At 65.9% G+C, this 21,998-nt stretch carries 19 protein-coding genes; 7 read left to right on the top strand and 12 right to left on the bottom strand.

From position 1 onward, the window contains the following. Positions 1–34: 34 nt before the first annotated feature. Positions 35–2,173 carry a methylmalonyl-CoA mutase gene (scpA, locus tag DQ229_RS13140; protein ID WP_114966718.1) on the bottom strand — a complete coding sequence of 713 codons (2,139 nt, stop codon included), beginning with the start codon at positions 2,171–2,173 and terminating at the stop codon, positions 35–37. Between the two features lie 110 nt (positions 2,174–2,283). On the opposite strand from scpA, the gene DQ229_RS13135 reads away from it, so the two are divergent. Beyond that, positions 2,284–2,829, top strand: a complete 546-nt coding sequence (locus tag DQ229_RS13135) for a DUF4174 domain-containing protein (RefSeq protein ID WP_114966717.1) — start codon at positions 2,284–2,286, stop codon at positions 2,827–2,829. Positions 2,830–2,957: 128 nt separating this feature from the next. Here DQ229_RS13135 and DQ229_RS13130 read toward each other — a convergent pair whose 3' ends face one another. The 6 genes from DQ229_RS13130 to DQ229_RS13110 all read right to left on the bottom strand — a co-directional run bounded on the left by DQ229_RS13130 (position 2,958) and on the right by DQ229_RS13110 (position 8,914). Beyond that, positions 2,958–4,958: an acetyl-CoA carboxylase biotin carboxylase subunit gene (locus DQ229_RS13130; protein WP_114966748.1), complete on the bottom strand. Its 2,001-nt coding sequence runs from the start codon at positions 4,956–4,958 to the stop codon at positions 2,958–2,960. A 135-nt stretch (positions 4,959–5,093) separates the two neighbouring features. Further along, positions 5,094–5,291, bottom strand: a complete 198-nt coding sequence (locus DQ229_RS13125; protein WP_420796872.1) for a hypothetical protein — start codon at positions 5,289–5,291, stop codon at positions 5,094–5,096. Positions 5,292–5,628: 337 nt separating this feature from the next. Then, a complete protein-coding gene (locus DQ229_RS13120; protein ID WP_114966715.1) occupies positions 5,629–5,988 on the bottom strand; it encodes a hypothetical protein in 360 nt (119 codons plus the stop codon). A gap of 609 nt (positions 5,989–6,597) precedes the next feature. Further along, complete coding sequence (locus DQ229_RS16390; RefSeq protein WP_155326527.1) at positions 6,598–6,741, bottom strand: hypothetical protein; 144 nt, start codon at positions 6,739–6,741, stop codon at positions 6,598–6,600. A 214-nt stretch (positions 6,742–6,955) separates the two neighbouring features. Next, positions 6,956–7,372: a DUF6497 family protein gene (locus DQ229_RS13115; protein WP_155326526.1), complete on the bottom strand. Its 417-nt coding sequence runs from the start codon at positions 7,370–7,372 to the stop codon at positions 6,956–6,958. A gap of 9 nt (positions 7,373–7,381) precedes the next feature. Next, positions 7,382–8,914, bottom strand: coding sequence for an acyl-CoA carboxylase subunit beta (locus tag DQ229_RS13110; protein WP_114966713.1), 1,533 nt, complete (start codon positions 8,912–8,914; stop codon positions 7,382–7,384). A gap of 177 nt (positions 8,915–9,091) precedes the next feature. Here DQ229_RS13110 and DQ229_RS13105 point away from each other — a divergent pair, with 177 nt between their 5' ends. Further along, positions 9,092–10,306 (top strand): multidrug effflux MFS transporter, encoded by a 1,215-nt coding sequence (locus DQ229_RS13105; protein WP_114966712.1) that lies wholly within the window; start codon positions 9,092–9,094, stop codon positions 10,304–10,306. Positions 10,307–10,383: 77 nt separating this feature from the next. Next, positions 10,384–11,781, top strand: coding sequence for a helix-turn-helix domain-containing protein (locus DQ229_RS13100; RefSeq protein WP_114966711.1), 1,398 nt, complete (start codon positions 10,384–10,386; stop codon positions 11,779–11,781). Positions 11,782–11,914: 133 nt separating this feature from the next. Here DQ229_RS13100 and DQ229_RS13095 read toward each other — a convergent pair whose 3' ends face one another. The 5 genes from DQ229_RS13095 to betI form a co-directional block, all read right to left on the bottom strand. Continuing rightward, positions 11,915–12,469, bottom strand: coding sequence for a hemerythrin domain-containing protein (locus DQ229_RS13095; protein ID WP_238381078.1), 555 nt, complete (start codon positions 12,467–12,469; stop codon positions 11,915–11,917). Between the two features lie 10 nt (positions 12,470–12,479). Next, a complete protein-coding gene (locus tag DQ229_RS13090) occupies positions 12,480–13,148 on the bottom strand; it encodes a thermonuclease family protein (protein WP_162300868.1) in 669 nt (222 codons plus the stop codon). A gap of 207 nt (positions 13,149–13,355) precedes the next feature. Next, on the bottom strand, positions 13,356–15,056 hold the full coding sequence (gene betA, locus DQ229_RS13085; protein ID WP_114966708.1) for a choline dehydrogenase: 1,701 nt from the start codon (positions 15,054–15,056) through the stop codon (positions 13,356–13,358). A gap of 132 nt (positions 15,057–15,188) precedes the next feature. Beyond that, a complete protein-coding gene (gene betB / locus DQ229_RS13080) occupies positions 15,189–16,640 on the bottom strand; it encodes a betaine-aldehyde dehydrogenase (RefSeq protein ID WP_114966707.1) in 1,452 nt (483 codons plus the stop codon). Positions 16,641–16,661: 21 nt separating this feature from the next. Beyond that, complete coding sequence (betI, locus tag DQ229_RS13075) at positions 16,662–17,270, bottom strand: choline-binding transcriptional repressor BetI (RefSeq protein WP_114966706.1); 609 nt, start codon at positions 17,268–17,270, stop codon at positions 16,662–16,664. A gap of 85 nt (positions 17,271–17,355) precedes the next feature. Between betI and choX the strand changes: the two genes are divergently transcribed. From choX to DQ229_RS13055, 4 genes are all read left to right on the top strand, one after another. Continuing rightward, positions 17,356–18,282: a choline ABC transporter substrate-binding protein gene (choX, locus tag DQ229_RS13070; protein WP_114966705.1), complete on the top strand. Its 927-nt coding sequence runs from the start codon at positions 17,356–17,358 to the stop codon at positions 18,280–18,282. 222 nt (positions 18,283–18,504) lie between these two features. Beyond that, positions 18,505–19,344, top strand: a complete 840-nt coding sequence (choW, locus tag DQ229_RS13065) for a choline ABC transporter permease subunit (RefSeq protein ID WP_114966704.1) — start codon at positions 18,505–18,507, stop codon at positions 19,342–19,344. Next, positions 19,341–20,381: a choline ABC transporter ATP-binding protein gene (gene choV / locus DQ229_RS13060; RefSeq protein WP_114966703.1), complete on the top strand. Its 1,041-nt coding sequence runs from the start codon at positions 19,341–19,343 to the stop codon at positions 20,379–20,381. Before choW ends, choV begins: the two co-directional genes overlap by 4 nt. Before the next feature lie 204 nt (positions 20,382–20,585). Continuing rightward, a complete protein-coding gene (locus DQ229_RS13055; RefSeq protein WP_114966702.1) occupies positions 20,586–21,899 on the top strand; it encodes a short-chain fatty acid transporter in 1,314 nt (437 codons plus the stop codon). Positions 21,900–21,998 lie beyond the last annotated feature (99 nt).

Below are 21,998 nucleotides of genomic sequence, written 5' to 3'. Positions count from 1 at the left end.
GGCTGCGGCGATTTTTCAAGGCCCTGCCCATGGTTCAGCCCGCGCCTGTGCCGCGGGAACGAATGAGCGCCAGGATATCGCGCGCCGCCGCCGGAATGTTGGTGCCGGGGCCGAAGATCGCCTTCACGCCGGCATCTTTCAGAAACTGATAATCCTGCTGCGGAATGACTCCGCCGCAGATCACCAGGATATCCCCCGCACCCTGTGCCTTGAGCGCCTCGATCAGCCTGGGCGCCAGTGTCCGGTGCCCGGCAGCCTGGCTCGAGATGCCCACCACATGCACATCGTTGTCCACCGCATCCTGCGCGGCCTCATCGGGGGTCTGAAAAAGCGGGCCGACATCCACATCAAAGCCGATATCGGCAAAGGCCGTGGCGATCACCTTGGCGCCCCGGTCATGCCCGTCCTGCCCCATCTTGACCACCAGCATTCGCGGGCGCCGGCCCTCGGCCTCGGCAAAGGCCTCGACCTCGGCCTGAATTGCCGTGAAATCATCGTCGCCCTCATAGGCCGCGCCATAGACACCGGCGAGGGTTTTCACCTCGGCCCGATGGCGCCCGAAAACCTTCTCCATCGCCATGCTGATCTCTCCCACCGTGGCCCGCGCACGCGCCGCCTCGACCGCCGCCTCAAGCAGGTTGCCACCCTCGGCCGCGCGGCGGCTCAACTCGGCAAGCGTGGCCTCGCAACCGGCATCGTCGCGTTCCGCGCGCACCCGCGCCAGCCGCGCGATCTGACCCGCGCGCACCTTGTCGTTGTCGATATCCAGAATGTCGATCGGGTCTTCGCTCTCCTTTCGATACTTGTTGACGCCAACGATCACCTGCGCGCCCCGGTCGATCATCGCCTGACGCCGCGCGGCGGTCTCCTCGATGCGCAGCTTGGGCATTCCGCTGGCCACGGCCTTGGTCATGCCGCCCATGCCCTCGACCTCCTCGATCAGCGCCCAGGCCTTTTCCGCCAGCTCGGCCGTGAGGCTTTCGACGTAATAGCTGCCCGCCAGCGGATCGACGACATTCGTGACCCCGGTTTCCTCCTGCAGGATCAACTGCGTGTTGCGCGCGATACGGGCGCTGAACTCGGTGGGCAGGGCGATGGCTTCATCCAGCGCGTTGGTATGCAGCGACTGGGTGCCCCCCAACACGGCTGACAGAGCCTCATAGGCGGTGCGGATGACGTTGTTGTAGGGGTCCTGCTCGGTCAGGCTCACACCGCTGGTCTGGCAATGAGTGCGCAGCATGGAGGATCTTGGATCCTGCGGCGCGAACTCTTCCATGATACGCGCCCACAAAAGCCGCGCCGCGCGCAACTTGGCGGCTTCCATGAAGAAATTCATGCCGATGGCGAAGAAAAACGACAGCCGCGGCGCGAAACGGTCCACATCCATGCCCCGCGCAATGGCTGCGCGCACATACTCGCGCCCGTCCGCAAGGGTGAAGGCCAGCTCCTGCACCAGGTTCGCGCCTGCCTCCTGCATGTGATAGCCGGAAATCGAGATCGAGTTGAATTTCGGCATTTCGCCGGCCGTGTATTCGATGATGTCGGCCACGATCCGCATGCTCGGCTCGGGCGGATAGACATAGGTGTTGCGAACCATGAACTCCTTGAGGACATCGTTCTGTATCGTGCCCGAGAGCTTGGCGCGGTCCACGCCCTGTTCCTCGCCGGTGACGATGAAATTCGCCAGCACCGGAATGACCGCGCCATTCATCGTCATCGACACGCTGACCTGATCCAGCGGGATGCCATCGAACAGGATCTTCATGTCCTCCACGCTGTCGATCGCCACGCCGGCCTTGCCCACATCGCCCTCGACGCGCGGATGATCGCTGTCATAGCCACGATGCGTTGCCAGATCGAAGGCCACGCTCACCCCCTGCTGCCCGGCCGCCAGCGCCTTGCGGTAGAAGGCGTTCGATTCCTCGGCGGTGGAAAACCCCGCATATTGCCGGATCGTCCAGGGCCGCCCGGCATACATGGTCGCGCGCGGCCCGCGGGTATAGGGCGCCACCCCCGGCAGCCCCCCCAGATGCGCCAGCCCCTCCAGGTCGGCCTCGGTGTAAAGCGGGCGCACCTTGATGCCTTCCAGCGTGTTCCAGACCAGGCTGTCGGGGTCGCGGCCGCGCAACTCCTTGCGGGCCAGGTCTTGCCAGGCGCGGCGGTCCTCGGTCATCGCGTCAACTCCTGTTGCTGTGGCTGCGCCCCTGCCGGGCAGCAATCTTGTGAAATTCCGGCTGTGTAATCCTGCGCAAAGCTCCTATATCCTGATGAACAGGAGGCCCCATGAAACCATTCCGGATCACGATACTCGCTGCATGTCTTCCGCTGGCCGCCCTGGCCCAGGAGCCGATCACACTGGCCACCGATGGCGCCGCCCCGGCAGCCGAGGCACAAGGCCCTGAGGCCGCCACGGGCACCATCGCCGAAGATGCCCTCATGGAGGACGAAATCATCGAGGGGCTGCAGGTCCATGACGCGGCCGAAGTCGATCTCGAAGATTTCCTCTGGACCATGCGGCCCATCGTGATCTTCGCTGACATTCCCAACGACCCGTCCTTCGAACGGCAGGTCCGCTATCTTGAGGAACGCGCCGATGAAATGATCGCGCGCGATGTCGTCGTGGTGCTCGATACCGACCCTTCGGCCAACAGCCAGGCGCGCGAGCGGCTGCGCCCGCGTGGCTTCATGCTGGCCATCCTCGACAAGGACGGCGAAGTCAAACTGCGCCGCCCCAACCCGCGCCCGGGCCGTGAGATTGTCCAGACCATCGACAAGTTCCCCTCGCGCAGGCAGGAAATCCTCGATCGGCTGCCCTCGGGCCGCGATTGAGCGCCGCGCCCCCGCGCGCGCGCCCTGCCTCTTCACTGTGAAAGAAATATCCCCGCCGGAGGCATGGCCACGCCCGCAACCGGGCATGGCGCTGGCCCAAGGGGCACGCAGGGGCTGGCCGGACGCCATCACGCGAACTCCATGATCACATCATCCACGGCAAGGCTCGCGCCCGGCTGCGCGCGGATGGCGCTGACGGTGCCCTTGCGCTCGGCGCGCAGGATGTTCTCCATTTTCATCGCCTCGACCGTGGCCAGCGCCTGGCCTTCATGGACCTCGGCGCCTTCCTCCACATGCAGCGCCACCACCAGCCCCGGCATCGGGCAGAGCAGCAGTTTCGACGTATCAGGCGGGGCCTTTTCGGGCATCAATGCCGCCAGTTCCGCCTGGCGGGGCGAGCGCACCACCGCCTTGAACCCGGCGCCGCGATGGCGCAGGCGCGCGCCGCCGCGGATGAACTCCACCTTGACGATCATCTCGCTTTCGCCAACCGTGCCGCGAAACAGCCGCTCGCCCAGCGTCCAGGCCGAGCGCACTTCGAGCACCTCGCCATCTTCCATCTCGACCTGGGTGCCCTCGCCGGTTTCGCTTATCCGCACGGGGAAACTCTCGCGCCCCAGGAAAACCACCCATTCGGGGCTGATGCGGCGGCGGTGGTTGGGCATCGCGCCGGAAATCTGCGCCGCGCGCGCCTCCTTGCGCATCTTCAAATGGGCGGCCACGGCAGCCAGCCGGCGCATGGTGGCCGCATCGGGCGTGACGCCGGCAAAGCCCTCGGGGTATTCCTCGGCGATGAAGGCGGTGGTGATCTCACCGCTGGCAAAGCGTGGGTGATCCATCACCGCGCTGAGGAACGGCAGGTTGTGGCCAATCCCCTCCAGTTCGAACGCATCGAGCGCGCGGCGCATTTCCTCGATCGCTGCGGCGCGGTCGGGCGCCCAGGTGCAAAGCTTGGCGATCATCGGATCGTAGAACATGCTGATCTCGCCGCCCTCATAGACGCCGGTGTCGTTGCGCACCGCGCGCGCGGGTTCGGCCCGCTCGGCGGGTGGGCGATAGCGTGAAAGCCGCCCTGTCGAGGGCAGGAAGTTGCGATAGGGGTCTTCGGCGTAAAGCCGGCTCTCGATGGCCCAGCCGTTGATCTTCAGATCGTCTTGCGCGAAGGGCAGTGCCTCGCCGGCGGCCACGCGGATCATCTGCTCGACCAGATCGACGCCGGTGATCAACTCGGTCACCGGATGTTCCACCTGCAGGCGGGTGTTCATCTCCAGAAAGTAGAAATTGCGCGCGCCATCGACGATGAACTCGACAGTGCCGGCGCTGGTATAGCCCACCGCTGCCGCCAGCGCGCAGGCCTGTTCGCCCATCGCCTTGCGGGTGGCCGCATCCAGAAACGGCGAGGGCGCCTCTTCGATGACCTTCTGGTTGCGCCGTTGGATGGAGCATTCGCGCTCGTGTAGATAGACAGTGTTGCCGTGCTGGTCGGCCAGCACCTGGATCTCGATATGACGCGGTTGGGTGACGAATTTTTCGATGAAGATGCGGTCGTCGCCAAAACTGCTGGCGGCCTCGTTCTTCGACGATTGGAACCCCTCGCGCGCCTCTTCGTCGGTCCAGGCGATGCGCATCCCCTTGCCGCCGCCGCCCGCGCTTGCCTTGATCATCACCGGATAGCCGATCTCGCCCGAGATCTTCACCGCTTCATTGGCGTCGGCGATCAGGCCCATATAGCCCGGCACCGTGCTGACACCGGCCTCGGCGGCCAGCTTCTTGGAGGTGATCTTGTCGCCCATCGCCTCGATCGCGCCGGCGGGCGGGCCGATGAAGGCCACGCCCTCGGCCGCCAGCGCCTCGGCGAACTTGCGGTTCTCTGACAGAAAGCCATAGCCCGGATGCACCGCCTGCGCCCCGGTCTGGCGGATCGCCGCGAGGATGTTGTCGATCACCAGGTAGGACTGGCTCGCGGGTGCCGGGCCGATATGCACGGCCTCGTCGGCCATCTCCACATGCAGCGCGTTGCGGTCGGCATCTGAATAGACCGCGACGGTCGCGATGCCCATCTTGCGCGCCGTCTTGATGACCCGGCAGGCGATCTCGCCACGGTTGGCGATCAGGATCTTGTCGAACATGCTGCGCATTCCTCCTTGCCAGCGCGCCACGCAACAGAAACGGGCACCGCGCTTCTGCGCGATGCCCGAAAATCCGTGCAATCCGCCCGCAGGCGGAGCGATGTCAGCGTCGCGCTGAGCGGCGCCTGCGCCGCCTCAGCGGCAGCGTTCCGGGTAGAGCTGGCAAAACGCCACGTTGCCCGCCGCGCCGACGGCTGCGCCGGTGATCGGGTCGCCGCCGACAACTGCCCCGGCCACTGCGCCGGTGCCACCGCCCAGAATCGCCTGCTGGCCGATGTTCTCGCCGCAGGCCGCAAGGCCAAGCAGACCGACCACACCCAAAATTCCTGCCATTTTCCGCATTGTTCCTGTCCTTTCCTTTTCGCTGTTGGGCCGAAACGTTCACTGCCAACACAGATGAAACGCCCCCAAGGTTGCCCCGGTTCCCCGCCCACCTGCCCGACGTGCAAAAGGCACGGTCCGGCCGTTTCAGGCCGGGACCGCGCAGGAGGGAAGGGAACGACGCAGTCGCCCCGGTGAAAGCGACGGGGCATTGCCCGGCCAGATCGCCTCACGCGGGCAGATTCGCTGCCCCTGCGCGCCGGCGCAATGCTTGCTGTGCGTCGTCGCAAGGCATCGGCAGAACCTTGCCGGATCGGCCTGTTGATGCGCGGATTCGTGCCATCCGTTTTCATGACGGCCAGTCCGGGCCGAACGACTCGGGGAAGGCGGCCCGCGCCCGTGCCACGTCGATGCGCAGCAGGGCCTCATAGCTTTCGGGGTCGAAAGGCTCTTCTGCGGGCACGACTTCGCGCCCGAACAGCCAGGAAAGCCGCCCGGCATCTAGATTGCCGCGCTCAAAGGGCTCTTCGCCGAAATGCCGCCACAGCGCGGCCATGAACCAGGCATCCGCGCGCCGGTCGGCCGGTCGGCGGTCGGCGTGGCGCTCGCGCGCAATCAATCGCGTCGCCCCCGCCTTGTGCGCGCGGCGAATGGTGAACTGGTGATCGGTTCCCGGCAACCGCCCGGGAAAGCCACGGTGCTTCAGCATGGCCGCGCCTCCTGGTTGTAAGAAGGCGCGGCGGAAACTGGCTGTCTACCTGGGGCAGGATTACCCGGCCCTGGGATCGTTCGGCGACCGCTCGCGGCCGTTGCCGTTTCCGCTACCTTCGTCACGGAAGGTCTGCGGTGGCACACACCAGGGCAAGCCGGCCACGGAGGTCTGCCCGCGCCAGAACGAATCATCACAATCGGAAGGGACGCAGACCTCGCGCTGCGGCGCGGCCGTGGTGCGTGATATGACATAGCCTTCGGGGCATGATCCGGTTCCGCCGCCGGTCTTGGTGTAAACCGGCTCGATAAGGACATGTTGAACTGGCTGGGACTTGGGCGCGCAGGCCCCCAAGATAGTAAGTGCTGCCAGCCCGGCGGTAATGAGTTTGAGGTCAGGCATTCTTCGCTCCCGTAATGGCGCGAATTCACGCGCAAGTGATTGAGCGTGAAAATATACTCCAGATTTCTTGAATTTCCTAGCGTTTCGGGCGGCGCCGCGCCGTTTCGGGCGCGGCCCCTTCGTGCAACGGTATCCGGGCTGCTTGCCGAAACCTTGAGCACCGGGGCGGCAAGCGACCGCTCCGGTGCGGGAAGCATGTGATGGTGCTTACTTGGCGTATTTGCCGCCGGCCCGGTCGTCGGTGACGGGTGCGGGGATCGGTTCGTAGACGGGCTGCTGGGCGCGGGGCGCGCAGGCCGTGACAACTGCGAGTGCGAACACCGCAAGAATTGTCCTGCTGCTCTTGGACATGAATGACTCCTGCTCACTTTTTGGGGCAGTGCGGCCATTCTGCGGGCCGCCTGCCCGTTGTCTGCTCTGACGACCGCCGGATGACGGTCAGCCGGAATCATACGCCAAAGCGGGGCGTCGGAATATCCGGCGCGATGCAAGTTGGCGCGCTGTGGCGTGGCTGCATCAGGATGCCGGGCGCTGGGCGCAATTGGCGCAAGATATTGCGGGTGCATCAGAATTCTTCCCATATGCAGTCGTCCATGGCGGGCAGATAAGCCTCAAAATACTGGGTGACGCCGGGGGCTGCGACCCCGAAATCCACCTCTTCGCGCGAGAGTGAAATCACCACGCGCGACACCTCGCGCCCGCTGCGCTCGGCGACCGGCAGGCCGACCGTGCGACACAGGTAATCCATGTCGTCCTGCGCGGCCTCGGGGCCGATCTGGCTCGCGTCTTCGCCCAGGCGCGGGGCAATGAATCGCAGGCGCAGCCAGTGGGTGCCGTCGGGCTGCGGCTCGAGGATTGCTTCATGCAGGCCCACCGGCTGGCCCGAAGGGACAGACTGACCGGCAGCGGGCAGGGCGCTGCCCCCCACGAGGCCGGCGCATACCGCCACCAGCACATATCGCATGATCTGCCATCGCTGCATCGCCATCCCCTAGAGCGGCATGTTGTCGTGCTTCTTCCACGGGTTGCTCAGCTTCTTGCCGCGCAGCGCGGCGAAGGCCCGGCAGACCCGGCGGCGGGTGGACTGGGGCATGATTACCTCGTCGATGAAGCCCTTTTCCGCCGCCACGAAGGGGTTGGCGAAACGGTCTTCGTAATCCCTCGTGCGCGCGGCAATCTTCTCGGCATCGCCCAGCTCGCTGCGATACAGGATCTCGACCGCGCCCTTGGCCCCCATCACCGCGATCTCGGCCGTGGGCCAGGCATAGTTCACATCGCCCCGCAGATGTTTCGACGCCATGACATCGTAAGCCCCGCCATAGGCCTTGCGGGTAATCACCGTGACCTTCGGCACCGTCGCCTCGCCATAGGCAAAGAGCAACTTGGCGCCGTGCTTGATCACGCCGCCATGTTCCTGTCCGGTTCCCGGCAGGAAGCCGGGCACATCGACCAGCGTGAGGATCGGGATCTCGAACGCGTCGCAGAACCGCACGAATCGCGCGGCCTTGCGGCTGGAGTCGATATCCAGGCAGCCGGCCAGCACCATGGGCTGATTGGCGACCACGGCGACGGTGGACCCTTCGAGCCGGATGAAGCCGGTGATGATGTTGCGCGCAAAAGCTTCCTGAATTTCAAAGAAATCCCCCTCGTCAGCCAGCTTCGTGATCAGCTCCTTCATGTCGTAGGGCTGATTGGGGTTGGCGGGCACCAGTGTGTCGAGGCTGGGCTCAAGGCGCGCGGGATCATCGAAAAAGGGGCGCTGGGGCGGCTTCTCGCGGTTTGACAGCGGCAGGAAATCAATCAGCCGGCGCACCTCCATCAGCGCCTCCATGTCGTCCTCGAAGGCGCCATCGGCGACCGACGACTTGCTCGTGTGGGTATGCGCGCCGCCCAGTTCCTCGGCAGTGACGACCTCGTTGGTGACGGTCTTCACCACATCGGGGCCGGTGACGAACATGTAGCTTGAGTCGCGCACCATGAAGATGAAATCGGTCATCGCCGGGCTGTAGACGGCGCCGCCCGCACAGGGCCCCATGATCAGGCTGATCTGCGGCACCACGCCCGAGGCCATGATGTTGCGCTGAAACACCTCGGCATAGCCGGCAAGGCTGGCCACGCCCTCCTGGATGCGCGCCCCGCCCGAATCGTTGATGCCGACCACCGGCGCGCCGTTCTGCACCGCCATGTCCATGATCTTGGCGATCTTGAGCGCGTGCGTCTCTGACAGCGAGCCGCCGAAGACGGTGAAATCCTGGCTGAACACATAGATCATCCGGCCATTGACGGTGCCCCAGCCGGTCACGACCCCGTCGCCGTAAGGGCGACTCTGCTCCATGTCGAACTCGGTGCAGCGATGGGTGACGAACATGTCGAACTCTTCGAAGGAGTCTTCGTCGAGCAGCAGCTCGATGCGCTCGCGCGCGGTCAGCTTTCCCTTGGCGTGCTGCGCGTCGATGCGCTTTTGCCCGCCGCCCAGGCGGGCAGCGGTGCGTCGCCGTTCAAGTTCGGCAAGAATGTCGCGCATGGCATGTCCCCTTGATCCTCCCTGTCAGGGTACAGGTTGCAGCAGGGGTGACAAAGCGGTTTCCGGAAAATTTGCAAATATAATGCACCTGCAGAATAGCAAAATGAATAAAAGCAAATTCTGCGCCACTACTCCGTGCAGATAGACATCCCGCAGGGTGCGTCCTAAACCGATGGGATGACAGATTCAGCGCCGGTCCGATTCCTCGACCGCACCACCCCGCCACATATCGCCACGCTGGTCCTGCTGACCGGCACGGCCTCGATGTCGATGACGATGTTCCTGCCGTCGCTGCCCAACATGGCCAGCTGGTTCCAGGCAGAATACTGGATCGTGCAGCTTTCGGTGTCGCTGTACCTGGCGGTGAACGGCCTGCTTCAGATCGTGGTCGGACCAATCTCCGACAGGTACGGCCGGCGGCCGGTCATCCTTGCATCTCTGGTGCTCTTCGTTCTGGCGACGCTGGGCACGCTGGCGGCGCCGACGATTGAGCTGTTCCTGTTCTTCCGGATGTGCCAGTCCGTGGTGGTGGCCGCACTCGTCCTCAGCCGTGCCGCGGTGCGCGACATGCACGGGCCGGAACGAGCCGCTTCGATGATCGGCTATGTGACGATGGGCATGGCGCTGGTGCCGATGATCGCGCCGATGGTCGGCGGTGCGCTGGATGCGATGTTCGGCTGGCAGGCGAGTTTCGTCTTCATGCTGGTCTTCGCGCTGGCCGTGCTTGCGCTAAGCTGGTCCGACCTGGGTGAAACCGCCACCAACCGCCCGGCCAGCTTTCGCGCGCAATTCGCGCAATACCCGGAACTGCTCAGCTCGCGCCGGTTCTGGGGATATTGCGCGGCGGCGGCCTTTGCCTCGGGGGTGTTCTTTGCGTTCCTGGGTGGGGCGCCTTTCGTGGGGGCGCAGGTATATGGGTTGTCGGCCGCCGCCCTTGGCGTCTATTTCGGCTTTCCTGCGGTTGGCTATGCCTTGGGCAATTTCCTGTCGGGGCGGTATTCGGTGCGGCTGGGGATCAACCGCATGGTGTTTTACGGTGCCGCGATATGCCTCGGCGGGCTGCTTGCGATGGGCGCCAGCATCCTGTCGGGCCTGAACCACCCGGCGGTCTTTTTCGGCTTCTTCTTCTTTACCGGCATCGGCAACGGGATGCTCCTGCCCAACGCCACCTCGGGGATGCTTTCGGTGCGGCCGCGGCTGGCAGGGTCGGCCTCGGGTCTGGGCGGGGCGATCACGATCGGCGGCGGGGCGGCGCTTTCGGCGCTTGCCGGGGCGCTTCTGGTGCCGGGCAGCGGGCCGTGGCCGCTTCTGGTGATCATGATCGCGACGGCTTTTGCCTCACTCCTGTCGATCCTCTACGTGATGTGGCGCGAACGCACACTGGGGCTGTAGGGTGTTTTGGCGAAAACTCTTGCGCGCCCGGCTTTGCAAAGCCTAATCAGGAATTCGCAAACCCTGAGAGGCACGCCATGGCCACGCAAAAGCTTTATGCCGGTGTCAAACTTCGCGAAACCCGCACACGGCTGGGTCTGACCCAGAAGGCCTTTGCCGCCAAGCTGGGTGTGTCGCTGCCCTACCTGAACCAGATGGAAAACAACCACCGCCCTGTCTCGGCGCAGGTGGTGCTGGCGCTGGCCCAGGAGTTCGGCCTTGACGTGACTGAGCTTTCCACCGGCGATGCCGAGCGCATCGTCACCGATATGCGCGAGGCCCTGGCCGATCCGGTCTTTGCCGAACTGGCCCCGCCGCTGGCCGATCTGCGGCTGGCGGCCTCGAACGCGCCGGCGCTGGCACGGGCCTTCCTGCACCTGCACCGCGCCTATCGCCACAGCCATGAACGCCTCGCCTCGCTCGACGAGGCGCTGGACCGCGACGAGGCGACGCTGCGCCCCTCGGCCTGGGAGGAAGTGCGCGACTTCTTCCATTATTGCGACAACTACCTCGACGCGGTGGACCGCGCCGCCGAACATTTCGCCGGTCCGCCCGGCAGCGACGTGATCGAACGCGCCCGCGATGCGCTGGCCGGACACAGCATCCTTCTGGAATTCGCCGACCGCGAACGCCTGCGTGCGTTCGATCCGGCGGCAAAGATCCTGACCATCTCGACGCGGGCCGAACGGCCGACCCAGCGCTTCCAGATCCTGCACCAGGTGGCGCTGCTCGCGCACGGCCGGCTGATCGACGCCACGCTTGATCTCGCGCGCTTCCAGTCGAACGAGGCGCGCGCCATCGCCCGTATCGGCATCGCCAATTATTTCGCCGGGGCTGCACTCTTGCCCTATGGCCGGTTTCTGCAGGCCGCGCGCGAAACCGGTCACGATCTGGAACGGCTGGCCGATCTGTTCGGCGCCTCGATCGAGCAGGTCGCCCACCGCCTGTCAACGATGCAACGCTCCGGTAACAAGGGCATCCCGTTCTTTTTCGTCCGCGTCGACCAGGCCGGTACCATCACCAAACGCCATTCGGCCACCCGGTTGCAATTCGCCCGCTATGGCGGCGCCTGCCCCTTGTGGAACGTGCATCGCGCCTTTGAAACACCCGGGCGCTTCCTGCGGCAACTGGCCGAAACCCCCGATGGCGTGCGCTATTTCTGCCTTGCGCGGGATGTGTCGAAACCCGGCGGCTCATTCCTGGCGCCAGTGCGGCGCTATGCTATCGGGCTGGGTTGCGAAATCGCCCATGCCGGCGCGCTGGTCTATACCGACGACATGGATCTCGGACGCCCGCAAGCCTTCGAGCCGATCGGAATATCCTGCCGGATCTGCGAACGGCGTGACTGCCACCAACGTTCGGTGCCGCCGCTCGAAAGCGGGCTGCGAGTCGACCCCGACAACCGCGGCCTGCTGCCCTATGTGATCGAAGATTGAGAGGCGCCGATTCGCCGTCGGCGCCACACCCTGCCTCTTCACTGTGAAGGAAATATCCTCGGGGGTCCGGGGGCAGACAGCCCCCGGTTCTGCCTCGGGCCGATCAGAGCCCGGCCACCGGCCCCGGCGCGCCTCAAAACCTTGGCGCGTGGTGCAGGATGACCGGGATCACCAGCTCTTCCTCGTCGATCAGGTGGCGGTCGAGAAACTGCGCGAATCTCTCCAATCGTGCCTCGACGCGCCCTGCCTCGTCATGCCCGTCGCCCTGTGTGATCGCCTGCAGCATGGCGTTGGTATCGTCGGCCATGGCCTGCAAATGCCCGTCCAGCGCGTGGTGATCGGCATCGAGCAGCTCGAACCCGGGCTCAAGCCGCTTCTCCAGTCCGGCGAGCGTGGGGAAATAGTGCATGTCCTCGACCTGGTGGTGCCCGTGCAACTCGTTCAGCAGCCCGCCGGTCAGCCGGACCGTGTCGCGGGCAAAACCCCGGGCGTCGCGATTGCCGTCGAGGAATTGCTGCGTCTCGCCGGTGACGCGCTCGAGGATGCGCCGGAACATCATGTGCCGTTCCAGCCAGAACCGGGTGAGCGCGTCGAAGTTGCGGTGGCTTTCCCAGATGTCGCGCGGATACTGCCTGACCAGCACGCGCAGGGCCTCGGGCAGGCCGCTGCGGGTTTCCAGCTTGTCCAAGGGTGCCTCCCTATCGCCGGGCCGGGCGCCAGCCTGCGGCGCGGGCTTCCTCCTCGCTGCAGAACCAGCGTTTTCCCGGCGCATTCATGTTTACGCGGTCATAATCACGCTGTCCGGGCACATGGTAGATCCGTCCGCCCGCCGAGACATTGCCTTTTATCACACAGTCGCCTTCGCGTGGCTGCACAGAAGTGGCGGGAAGGAATGGCGCGGGCGAGGGCGCGGCGCGCTCCGCGCAAAAGCCCGCGCGCGGGTTGACGGGGCCGGCGAAGATGCCTGCGGCGGCAAAGGCCGCCTCCTTTTCGGCGTCGATATAGCTCAGCGAATGCGGATGTTCGAGCGCGTAGCGCGGGCAGGCTTGCACCACTCCCGCCGCGATCAGATCGAGCGCGATGTCGCGCCCCTGGTGAAAGCATTGCGCCACGACGCGGCCATGGGTGCGCTCGCCCAGGTCGCGGCATTCCAGCACCTCGCCCTGGTAGCGCCGCTCGGTTTCATACTGTGCCCAGAGCCCGCAGGCCCAGTCGGCGCCATTCGCCTTTGCGCAGCGCTCGGCCCGCTCGGGTGCGTCGATTCCGTGGATGCGGATGCGGGTGGCGCCCAGGTCGATCGTGTCACCGTCAATCACATGGGCAGGGCCGCGCAGAATTTCGGCCCCGGCCGGATGGGCCCCGGGCACCACAACCAAAAGTATGGCAGTAAGTATGAACCGCAACATGCAGTGGATATAGCAGGGGGCGCCGGGGCCGGCCAAGTGCTATTCTTCACGAATTGTTAATCTGCAAACTGCCGGTGGCGCGCGCCTTGTCGGTGGGGGCCTTCGGCGAGGATATTTTTGTCACAGTGAAGGAACCTTGCGGCAGGCGCGGGCTGGCGGGCTGAGCGCTCAGCGTTGGCGGGCCTGCCAGTTTGGGTTGATCCACGGCGCGCGGTCAATCGGCGCAAGCGGCGCGCGGCCCAGGATGTGATCGGCCATCTTTTCGGCGGTCATGATGGTGGGGGCGTTGAGATTGCCATTGGTGATACGTGGAAAGACCGAGCTGTCGACGACGCGCAGGTGCTCGACACCGATCACGCGGCCTTCGGGATCGACCACGGCCTCGCGGTCGTCGGGGCGGCCCATCCGCGCCGTGCCGCAGGGGTGATAGGCGCTTTCGGCGTGGTCGCGGATGAAGGCGTCGAGCTGGTCGTCTGATTGCAGGGCGGGGCCGGGTTGCAGCTCGGCGCGCAGCCAGGGGGCGAAGGCGGGCCGGGACATGATCTCGCGGGTGAGGCGGATGCAGGCGCGGAACTCTGCCCGGTCGTCGGGGTGGCTCATATAGTTGAAGCGGATGCGCGGCGGCGCCAGCGGGTCGGGCGAGGCCAGGCGCACATGGCCGCGGCTTTTCGAGCGCATCGGCCCGACATGGGCCTGGAACCCGTGCCCCTCGGCCACGGCGCGCCCGTCATAGCGCACCGCGATGGGCAGGAAGTGATACTGGATATCGGGGTATTCGATGCCGGCGCGCGAGCGGATGAAGGCGCAGGCTTCGAACTGGTTCGAGGCGCCGGGGCCGCTGCGGGTAAGCAGCCAGCGCGCGCCGACATAGGCCTTTCCCAGCAGGTTCCAGTAACGGTAGAGCGTGATCGGCTTGCGCGCGGCGTATTGCAGGTAAAGTTCAAGGTGGTCTTGCAGATTGGCGCCGACGCCGGGGCGGTCGGCCAGCACCGTGATCCCGTGTGCGGCCAGCTGCGCGCCGGGGCCGATCCCCGAGAGCATAAGCAGCTTGGGCGTGTTGATGGGCGAGGCGGCCAGCACCACCTCGCGGCGCGCGCGCAGGATGCGAGGTTGCGCGCCGGGGCGGCGGGACATCTCAATGCCGGTGGCGCGGCCTTGGTCGAAGAGAACGCGCAGCACCTGGCCGCGGATAAGTTGGCAATTGCCGCTGCGCAGGGCCGGTTTCAGATAGGCCGAGGCCGCCGACCAGCGCCGCCCGCGCCAGATCGTGGCCTCCATCGCGCCGAAGCCTTCCTGCTGGTGGCCGTTATAGTCGCGCGTGACCGGGTAGCCGGCTTGCCGCCCGGCCTTGATGAAGGCGTCGAAGAGCGGGTTCTCGCGCCTGCCCCGCGTGACGTGCAGCGGGCCGCCCCGCCCGCGCCAGGCGGCATCCTCTGGGCATGGGTGCGCGCCCTCGATCCCGGTGGGGCTGCTCGCGGCATCGCCGTGCCAGTTTTCCAGCCGCTGGAAATAGGGCAGCACATCGGCGTGGCTCCAGCCGGTGGCGCCGGTCTCGGCCCAATGATCGAAATCGCGGGCATGGCCACGCACATAGACCATCCCGTTGATCGAGGACGAGCCACCCACAACCCGCCCGCGCGGGCAGGCCAGCACCCGGTTGCCCAGGCCTGGCTCCGGTTCGGTGGCAAAGCCCCAGTCATAACGGCCCATGCGCATCGGGTAGGACAGCGCGCCGGGCATCTGGATGAACGGCCCGGCATCGCTGCCGCCGGCCTCGACCACCAGCACGCTGGCCCCGGCCTCGGCCAGGCGGCAGGCCACCACCGACCCGGCAGAGCCCGCCCCGACGATGATGAAATCGGCCTCCATCACAGCGCCTTGTGAATTGGCGTCGGGCGACCCGCGCCGACACGAAACCGCGCGCCGCGCAGGCGGCGCGCCCGGCCCAACGGGATGTGCCCCGCCGGGGCGGGGCAAAGACGGGCGGGAGCGCCCTGCAGCTCAATACGGTGCATCGACAGGCCCCATGCCGACATAGACGCTTTTGATGCGGGTGTAGTGCTCTAGCGCCGCGTGCCCGTTCTCGCGCCCCACGCCGGACATCTTGACGCCGCCGAAGGGCATCTCGAGCGGTGTCAGGTTGTAGGCGTTGATCCAGCAGGTGCCCGCTTGCAGGCCGGCGGCCATGCGATGGGCGCGCGTCAGGTCCCGGGTGAACACGCCGGCCGACAGCCCGTAGGGCGTGGCGTTGGCGCGGGCGAGCACTTCATCCTCGCTATCGAAATCGAGGACCGCCATCACCGGACCGAAGACTTCCTCGCGGGCGATTTCCATGTCATCGGTCACATCGGCAAAGATCGTGGGTTCGACAAAGCACCCCGTGGTGCCGTGGCGCGCGCCGCCGGTGACAAGCCGCGCGCCCTCGGCGCGGGCAGCCTCAATGTGGCGCAGCACTTTCTCCATCTGTGCGGCACTCGCCAGCGGGCCCATCTGGGTTTCGGGATCGAGCGGATCGCCCAGCCGGATGGCGCGGGTGCGCTCGGCCAGCCGGGCAAGGAACGCGTCGCGCAGGGGGCGTTGCACGAACACCCGCGTGCCGTTCGAGCAGACCTGCCCCGCCGAGTAGAAATTGCCCAGGATCGCCCCGCTTACCGCGTCTTCCAGATCGGCATCGTCAAAGACAATCAGGGGTGACTTGCCGCCCAGTTCCATCGTCACGGCGCGGATGCCTTGCGCGGCGGCGGCATAAACCTTCTGCCCCGTCGGCACCGATCCGGTCAGCGAGAGTTTTGCCACGCGGGCATCGGTTGCCAGGGCAGCCCCCACCGTGCCTGCACCTTGCAGCACGTTGAACAGCCCCGCCGGCAGCCCGGCCTCGGTCAGGATCCCGGCCAGTTTCAGCGCCGAAAGCGGCGTGAGGTCGGAGGGTTTGAACACCATGGCATTGCCGAAGGCCAGCGCAGGCGCGGCCTTCCAGCAGGCGATCTGCATCGGGTAGTTCCAGGCGCCGATGCCTGCGCAGACGCCGTGCGGCTCGCGCAATGTATAGGCAAAATCGCGCCCTTGCGGGATCGTCTGGCCCGCCACCGTCGGCGCGAAGCCCGCGAAATATTCCAGCGCGTCGGCGCCGCTTGCGGCATCGGCCACCAGGGTTTCCTGGATCGGCTTGCCGGTATCGAGCGTTTCCAGCACCGAAAGTTCGTGATTGCGTTCGCGGATCAGCGCGGCGGCACGCGCCAGAATCCGCCCGCGTTCAACCGGGCGCAGCGCGGCCCAGTCGGCCTGCGCGCGACTTGCGGCATCGAGCGCGCGGTCGATCAGCGCCGGGGTGGCGGCATGGACAACGGCGATCACCTCGCCATTGGCGGGGTGGATCACCTCAATCCGCTCGCCTGCGGTGTCTTCGGCGGGGGCGCCGTCGATATAGTGGCTGGCTTCGGGTTGTGCCTGCATCGGTGTGGTATCCCTGATGTGTCAGTTACCGCTTGTTTCGGCTACCATGCCGTGGCGGGCGAGCATCGCGTCGAGATGCGCCTCGACCATGGCGGCGGCGGTCGCACCGTCAGGCTCGCCCGCGCTGAGGGCTTCACGGATATAGGCGCCGTCGATCAGCGCGGCGATGCCGCGCGCGATCTCGGGCACGGCGGCCGGCCGGGCCAGCGGGCGCAGCGCGTGGCAGAGGTTGGAATGCAGCCTGCGCTGATAGATTCCCAGCAGCCGCCTTGCCTCGGGTACCGTCTGGGCCAGCACGTAGAAGTTCAGCCAGGCGCTGATCGCCTCGCGCCGGAAGCTCGCCGTGCCGAAGCTGGCGCGTATGATTGCCAGCACCCGCCCGCGCGGCCCTTCGGCGGCGGATAGCGCACCGCGCACCTCGGCGGCGTAAAGCGCCAGAATGTGGCGCATTGCTGCAAGAAAGATCGCCTCTTTCCCGCCGAAATAGTGATGCGCCAGCGCCGATGACATGCCCGCCCGGCGCGCGATCTGCGCCACCGTGACGTCAAGCGAGCCTGCCGCGCCGATCTCGTCTATGGTCGCTTTTACCAGTGCGGCCCTTCGTATAGGCTGCATTCCGAGCTTGGGCATGCGCGTTCCCGCGAAAAAACCTCTTGAATGCCACAGCTAACCGGATGTTTATTGACTCGTCAATCAAGAAAACAGGGAGACGGAAATGACCCTCAAGACCACGCTACTTGCCGCCACTGCCGCCACGGCCCTTGCCGGGCAGGCGGCCGCCGATTGCGGCACCGTGACATTCTCGGATGTCGGCTGGACCGACATCACCGCCACCACCGCCGTGGCGACCACGATTCTGGATGCGCTGGGCTATGACACGCGCACATTGGTGCTTTCGGTGCCTGTGACCTACACTTCGCTGGCCTCGGGCGATGTGGACGTGTTTCTGGGCAACTGGATGCCCACCATGGAGGCCGACATCGCCCCCTACCGCGAGGCCGGCACCGTGGACACGGTGCGCACCAACCTGACGGGCGCGAAATACACCCTGGCCACCAATGCCGCCGGCGCCGGGCTGGGGATCGGTAACTTTGCCGATATCGCCGGTCAAGCCGAGGCGCTGGACAGCCGCATCTACGGCATCGAGCCGGGCAATGACGGCAATCGGCTGATCCTCGACATGATCGAGGCCGATGCCTTCGGGCTGGGCGGGTTCGACCTGATGGAAAGCTCGGAACAGGGGATGCTGGCGCAGGTCCAGCGCGCCAGCGACCGGGACGAGGCGATCATCTTCCTGGGGTGGGAGCCGCACCCGATGAACGCCAATTTCGACCTGACCTATCTGGAAGGCGGCGATGACTGGTTCGGCCCCGACCTGGGCGGCGCCACGGTGCACACCAACACCCGCGCCGGATATGTCGAGGAATGCCCCAATGTCGGGCAATTCCTGCAAAACCTCGCCTTCACGCTGGAGCTGGAGAACGAGATCATGGGCATGATCCTCAACGAGGAAATGGCCCCCGAGGACGCTGCGCGCGCCTGGCTGGCCGACAACCCCGAGGTTCTGGCCCCCTGGCTTGACGGCGTGACCACGATCGACGGCGCCGACGCGCTCGATGCGGTCAGTGCTGCGCTGAACTGAGCGGCGAGTCGAGGACAGGGGCGCGTTGCCTGATCTGCCGACCGGCCGCACGTGGGGGGCGGGGCCGCTTGGCCCCGCCCCTGACACGGCAGCCACAGCCATAGCCGCCCCGGCAACTTGGGCGCTGTCGCCTGCCCCGCCACCCGGCATCATCGGCGTAGAGCATTCCCGAGCGCCATCAGCCCTGCCCCGACGGAGGCCCCACCAGCACAGGACACCGGCATGCTTGACTGGATAACCGCAAACAAGATCCCCGTGGGCGCCACGGCGCGCGATGTCTTCAGTTGGCTGCAGGCGAATGGCCGCTGGTTCTTTGACGGGCTGGAAGGCGCCATGCGGGGGCTGGTCGATGCCATCCTCTGGGCCTTGCAGACCCCGCACCCGATGGCTGTGGTCGGCGCTTTCGTGGCGCTGACATGGGTGATCCAGCGATCATGGAAACCCTGCCTCGTGGTGGCGCTGGCCTTTCTCTTCATCCTCAACCAGGGGTACTGGCGCGCCACCACCGAAAGCCTGACACTGGTGCTTTCGGCCTGCGTGGTCTGCATGGGCATTGGCGTGCCCATCGGCATCGCGGCCGCGCACCGGCCCCGACTTTATGCGTGGATGAGGCCGGTGCTCGACCTGATGCAGACGCTGCCGGCCTTCGTCTACCTGATCCCGGCCATCGTGTTCTTCGGGATCGGGATGGTGCCGGGGCTGATCGCGACGGTGATCTTCGTTCTGCCCGCCCCGATCCGGCTGACGCATCTGGGGATATCCTCGACGCCGCAGCCGTTGCTGGAGGCGGCGCGGGCCTTCGGGGCCACCAATCGCCAGACCCTGTGGAAGGTGGAGCTTCCTTATGCGCTGCCGCAGATCATGGCGGGGCTCAACCAGACGATCATGCTGTCGTTGTCGATGGTGGTGATTGCTGCGCTGGTGGGGGCTGCGGGGCTTGGCGTGCCGGTGGTGCGCGCGCTCAACTCGGTCAATACTTCGCTGGGGTTCGAATCCGGCGTCGTGATCGTGGTGGTGGCCATCCTGCTTGACCGGATGCTGCGCGTGGAGGGCAAGCGATGACAACGGCCGTCGAGTTCGACCGCGTCTCGATCGTATTCGGCGACCGCCCGCAAAAGGCGCTGCCCCTGATGGACGCGGGGCAAAGCCGTGCCGAGATACAGAAAACCACCGGCCAGGTGCTGGGCGTGCATGATTGCAGCCTGACCGTGGACGCAGGCGAGATCGTGGTGTTGATGGGGCTGTCGGGCTCGGGCAAATCGACGCTGCTGCGCGCGGTCAACGGGCTGAATCCGGTGACGCGCGGCGATGTGCGCGTGCATGATGGCGACTGGTCCTGCACCTTGAGCAGTGCCAGCGCCGCCGAGCTGCTGCACCTGCGGCGGGAATGTATCGCCATGGTGTTCCAGCAATTCGCCCTGCTGCCCTGGCGCACCGTGCGCGAAAACGTGGGGCTGGGGCTGGAACTGTCCGGAATGCGCGCCCGCGCCCGGCGCGAACGCGTCGATGCCCAGCTTGAGATGGTGGGCCTTGCCGATTGGGCCGAACGCCGCGTGGGCGAGCTTTCGGGCGGGATGCAGCAGCGCGTGGGGCTGGCGCGCGCCTTCGCGACCGACGCCCCCATTCTGCTGATGGACGAGCCCTTCTCCGCGCTCGACCCGCTGATCCGAACCCGGCTGCAGGATGAGTTGCTGGAGTTGCAGGAGCGGTTGCGGCGCACGATCATCTTTGTCAGCCACGATCTGGACGAGGCCTTCAAGATCGGCAATCGCATCGCCATCATGGAGGGCGGGCGGATCATCCAGTGCGGCACCCCGCGCGAGATATTCTCGGCCCCCGCGAATGATTACGTCGCGGATTTCGTAGGCAATATGAACCCGCTGGGCGTGCTGACCGCGCGGGACGCGATGATCCCGCCGGGTGACGGCCCTTCGCAGGAGGGGGCCGCGGCGCCCGTCAGCGCGGCAACCCCGGTGCGCGAGATCATCGCCCGCATGGCCCATGACGACACGCCCGTGCCGGTGGCCGATGGTGGGCAACTCATTGGCGTGATCACCCGTGACAGCCTGCTTTCCCGCCTGACCGACCCACGCGGCTGAACGCGGCGGCGAACCGGTCCGCCGCCGCGGGACAGGGCAGGGCACCCTCTGCGAAGGGGCCACATCTAGTATGCGGCCTTGAAAAATCAACCATCAGATGTATTCTTTTCCTTGCCTGCCTAAAAAACAGGCGTAAGCTGGCCCTGCGCCGGATCGGACGGCGTGGCCTGGCGAGATCGCCGGGAAATCGAGGGAGGGTGCTCAATGTTACGCGCTTTGTCACGGCCTGCCGTGAAACTGATGGATCGCTACCTGCCCGATCCTTTCGTCTTCGTTCTCGTGCTCACGCTGATCGCCGCCGCGGCGGCCATCCTGTTCGAGGGCAACAGCCCGCAACAGGTCATGCGGCAATGGGGCGATGGCTTCTGGGGGCTGCTGACCTTTTCGATGCAGATGTTGCTCGTGCTGGTGACGGGCTTCATCCTGGCCAGTTCGCCACCGGTCAAGAAATTCCTGCAAAATCTTGCCGGATTTGCCAAATCGCCCGGCGGCGCGATTGTGCTCGTGACGGTTGTCTCGCTGGCGGCAAGCTGGATCAACTGGGGCTTCGGGCTGGTTGTCGGGGCGCTTTTTGCCAAGGAACTAGCGCGGCAGATCCGGGTTGATTATCGGCTGCTGATCGCCTCGGCCTATTCGGGCTTTGTCGTCTGGCACGGCGGGCTTGCCGGGTCGATCCCGCTGGTGATTGCGACCGAGGGGCATTTCGCCGAAGCCACCATCGGCGTGATCGGCACAGGGCAGACGATCTTCTCGGGTTTCAACCTGCTGCTTGTCGCCATACTGTTCGTGGTGGTCCCGCTGACCAACCGCTATATGGTGCCGCCCGAGGAAGACAGCGTCTATGTCGATCCCGCGCAGCTTGGCCCCGAGGAAACCGATCGCAAGCTGGTCGCCACGCGCCCGGCCGAACATCTGGAAAACAGCCGTATCCTGATGTGGCTGGTGGGGGTGCCCGGCCTGCTCTATCTGGCCGATTACTTCCTGTTGCAGGGTGGGTCGCTCAACCTCAACATCGTCAACTTCATCTTCCTGATGGTGGCGGTGGTGCTACATGGTACGGCGCGACATCTCCTCGATGCGCTGCAGGAAGGGATCAAGGGCGGCGCCGGCATCGTCATCCAGTTTCCCTTCTATGCGGGGATCATGGCGATCATGGTTCAGTCGGGCCTGGCACAGAGCATGTCGGAATGGTTCGTGTCCATCTCGACGGCGGCGACCTTGCCTTTCTGGACCTTCATCGCGGCCGGGATCGTCAACATCTTCGTGCCTTCGGGCGGCGGGCAATGGGCGGTGCAGGCCCCCGTCATGCTGCCCGCGGCCGAGGCGCTGGGCGCCGATGTCGCGCGGGTGGCGATGGCGGTGGCCTGGGGTGACGCCTGGACCAACCTGCTTCAGCCCTTCTGGGCGCTGCCGATGCTGGGTATCGCCGGGCTGAAGGCCAAGGACATCATGGGCTATTGCCTGATCCACCTCGTCATCACCGGCGTCATCATCGGCACGCTGCTGACGGTGATGTAGCGCGAGGAAGACCAGGATTCGAAAAGCGAAAGGGGCGCCGGGGAAATCCGGCGCCCCTTGTTTTCGGCTTCGGCAGCCCATGTCGCAGGGCGATGCGGC

Origin of the sequence: Alkalilacustris brevis (assembly GCF_003350345.1) — a bacterium.
GTDB lineage: Bacteria > Pseudomonadota > Alphaproteobacteria > Rhodobacterales > Rhodobacteraceae > Alkalilacustris > Alkalilacustris brevis.
The sequence above is the reverse complement of the archived record's forward strand: the minus strand, read 5'-3'. Positions and strand labels throughout refer to the sequence as shown.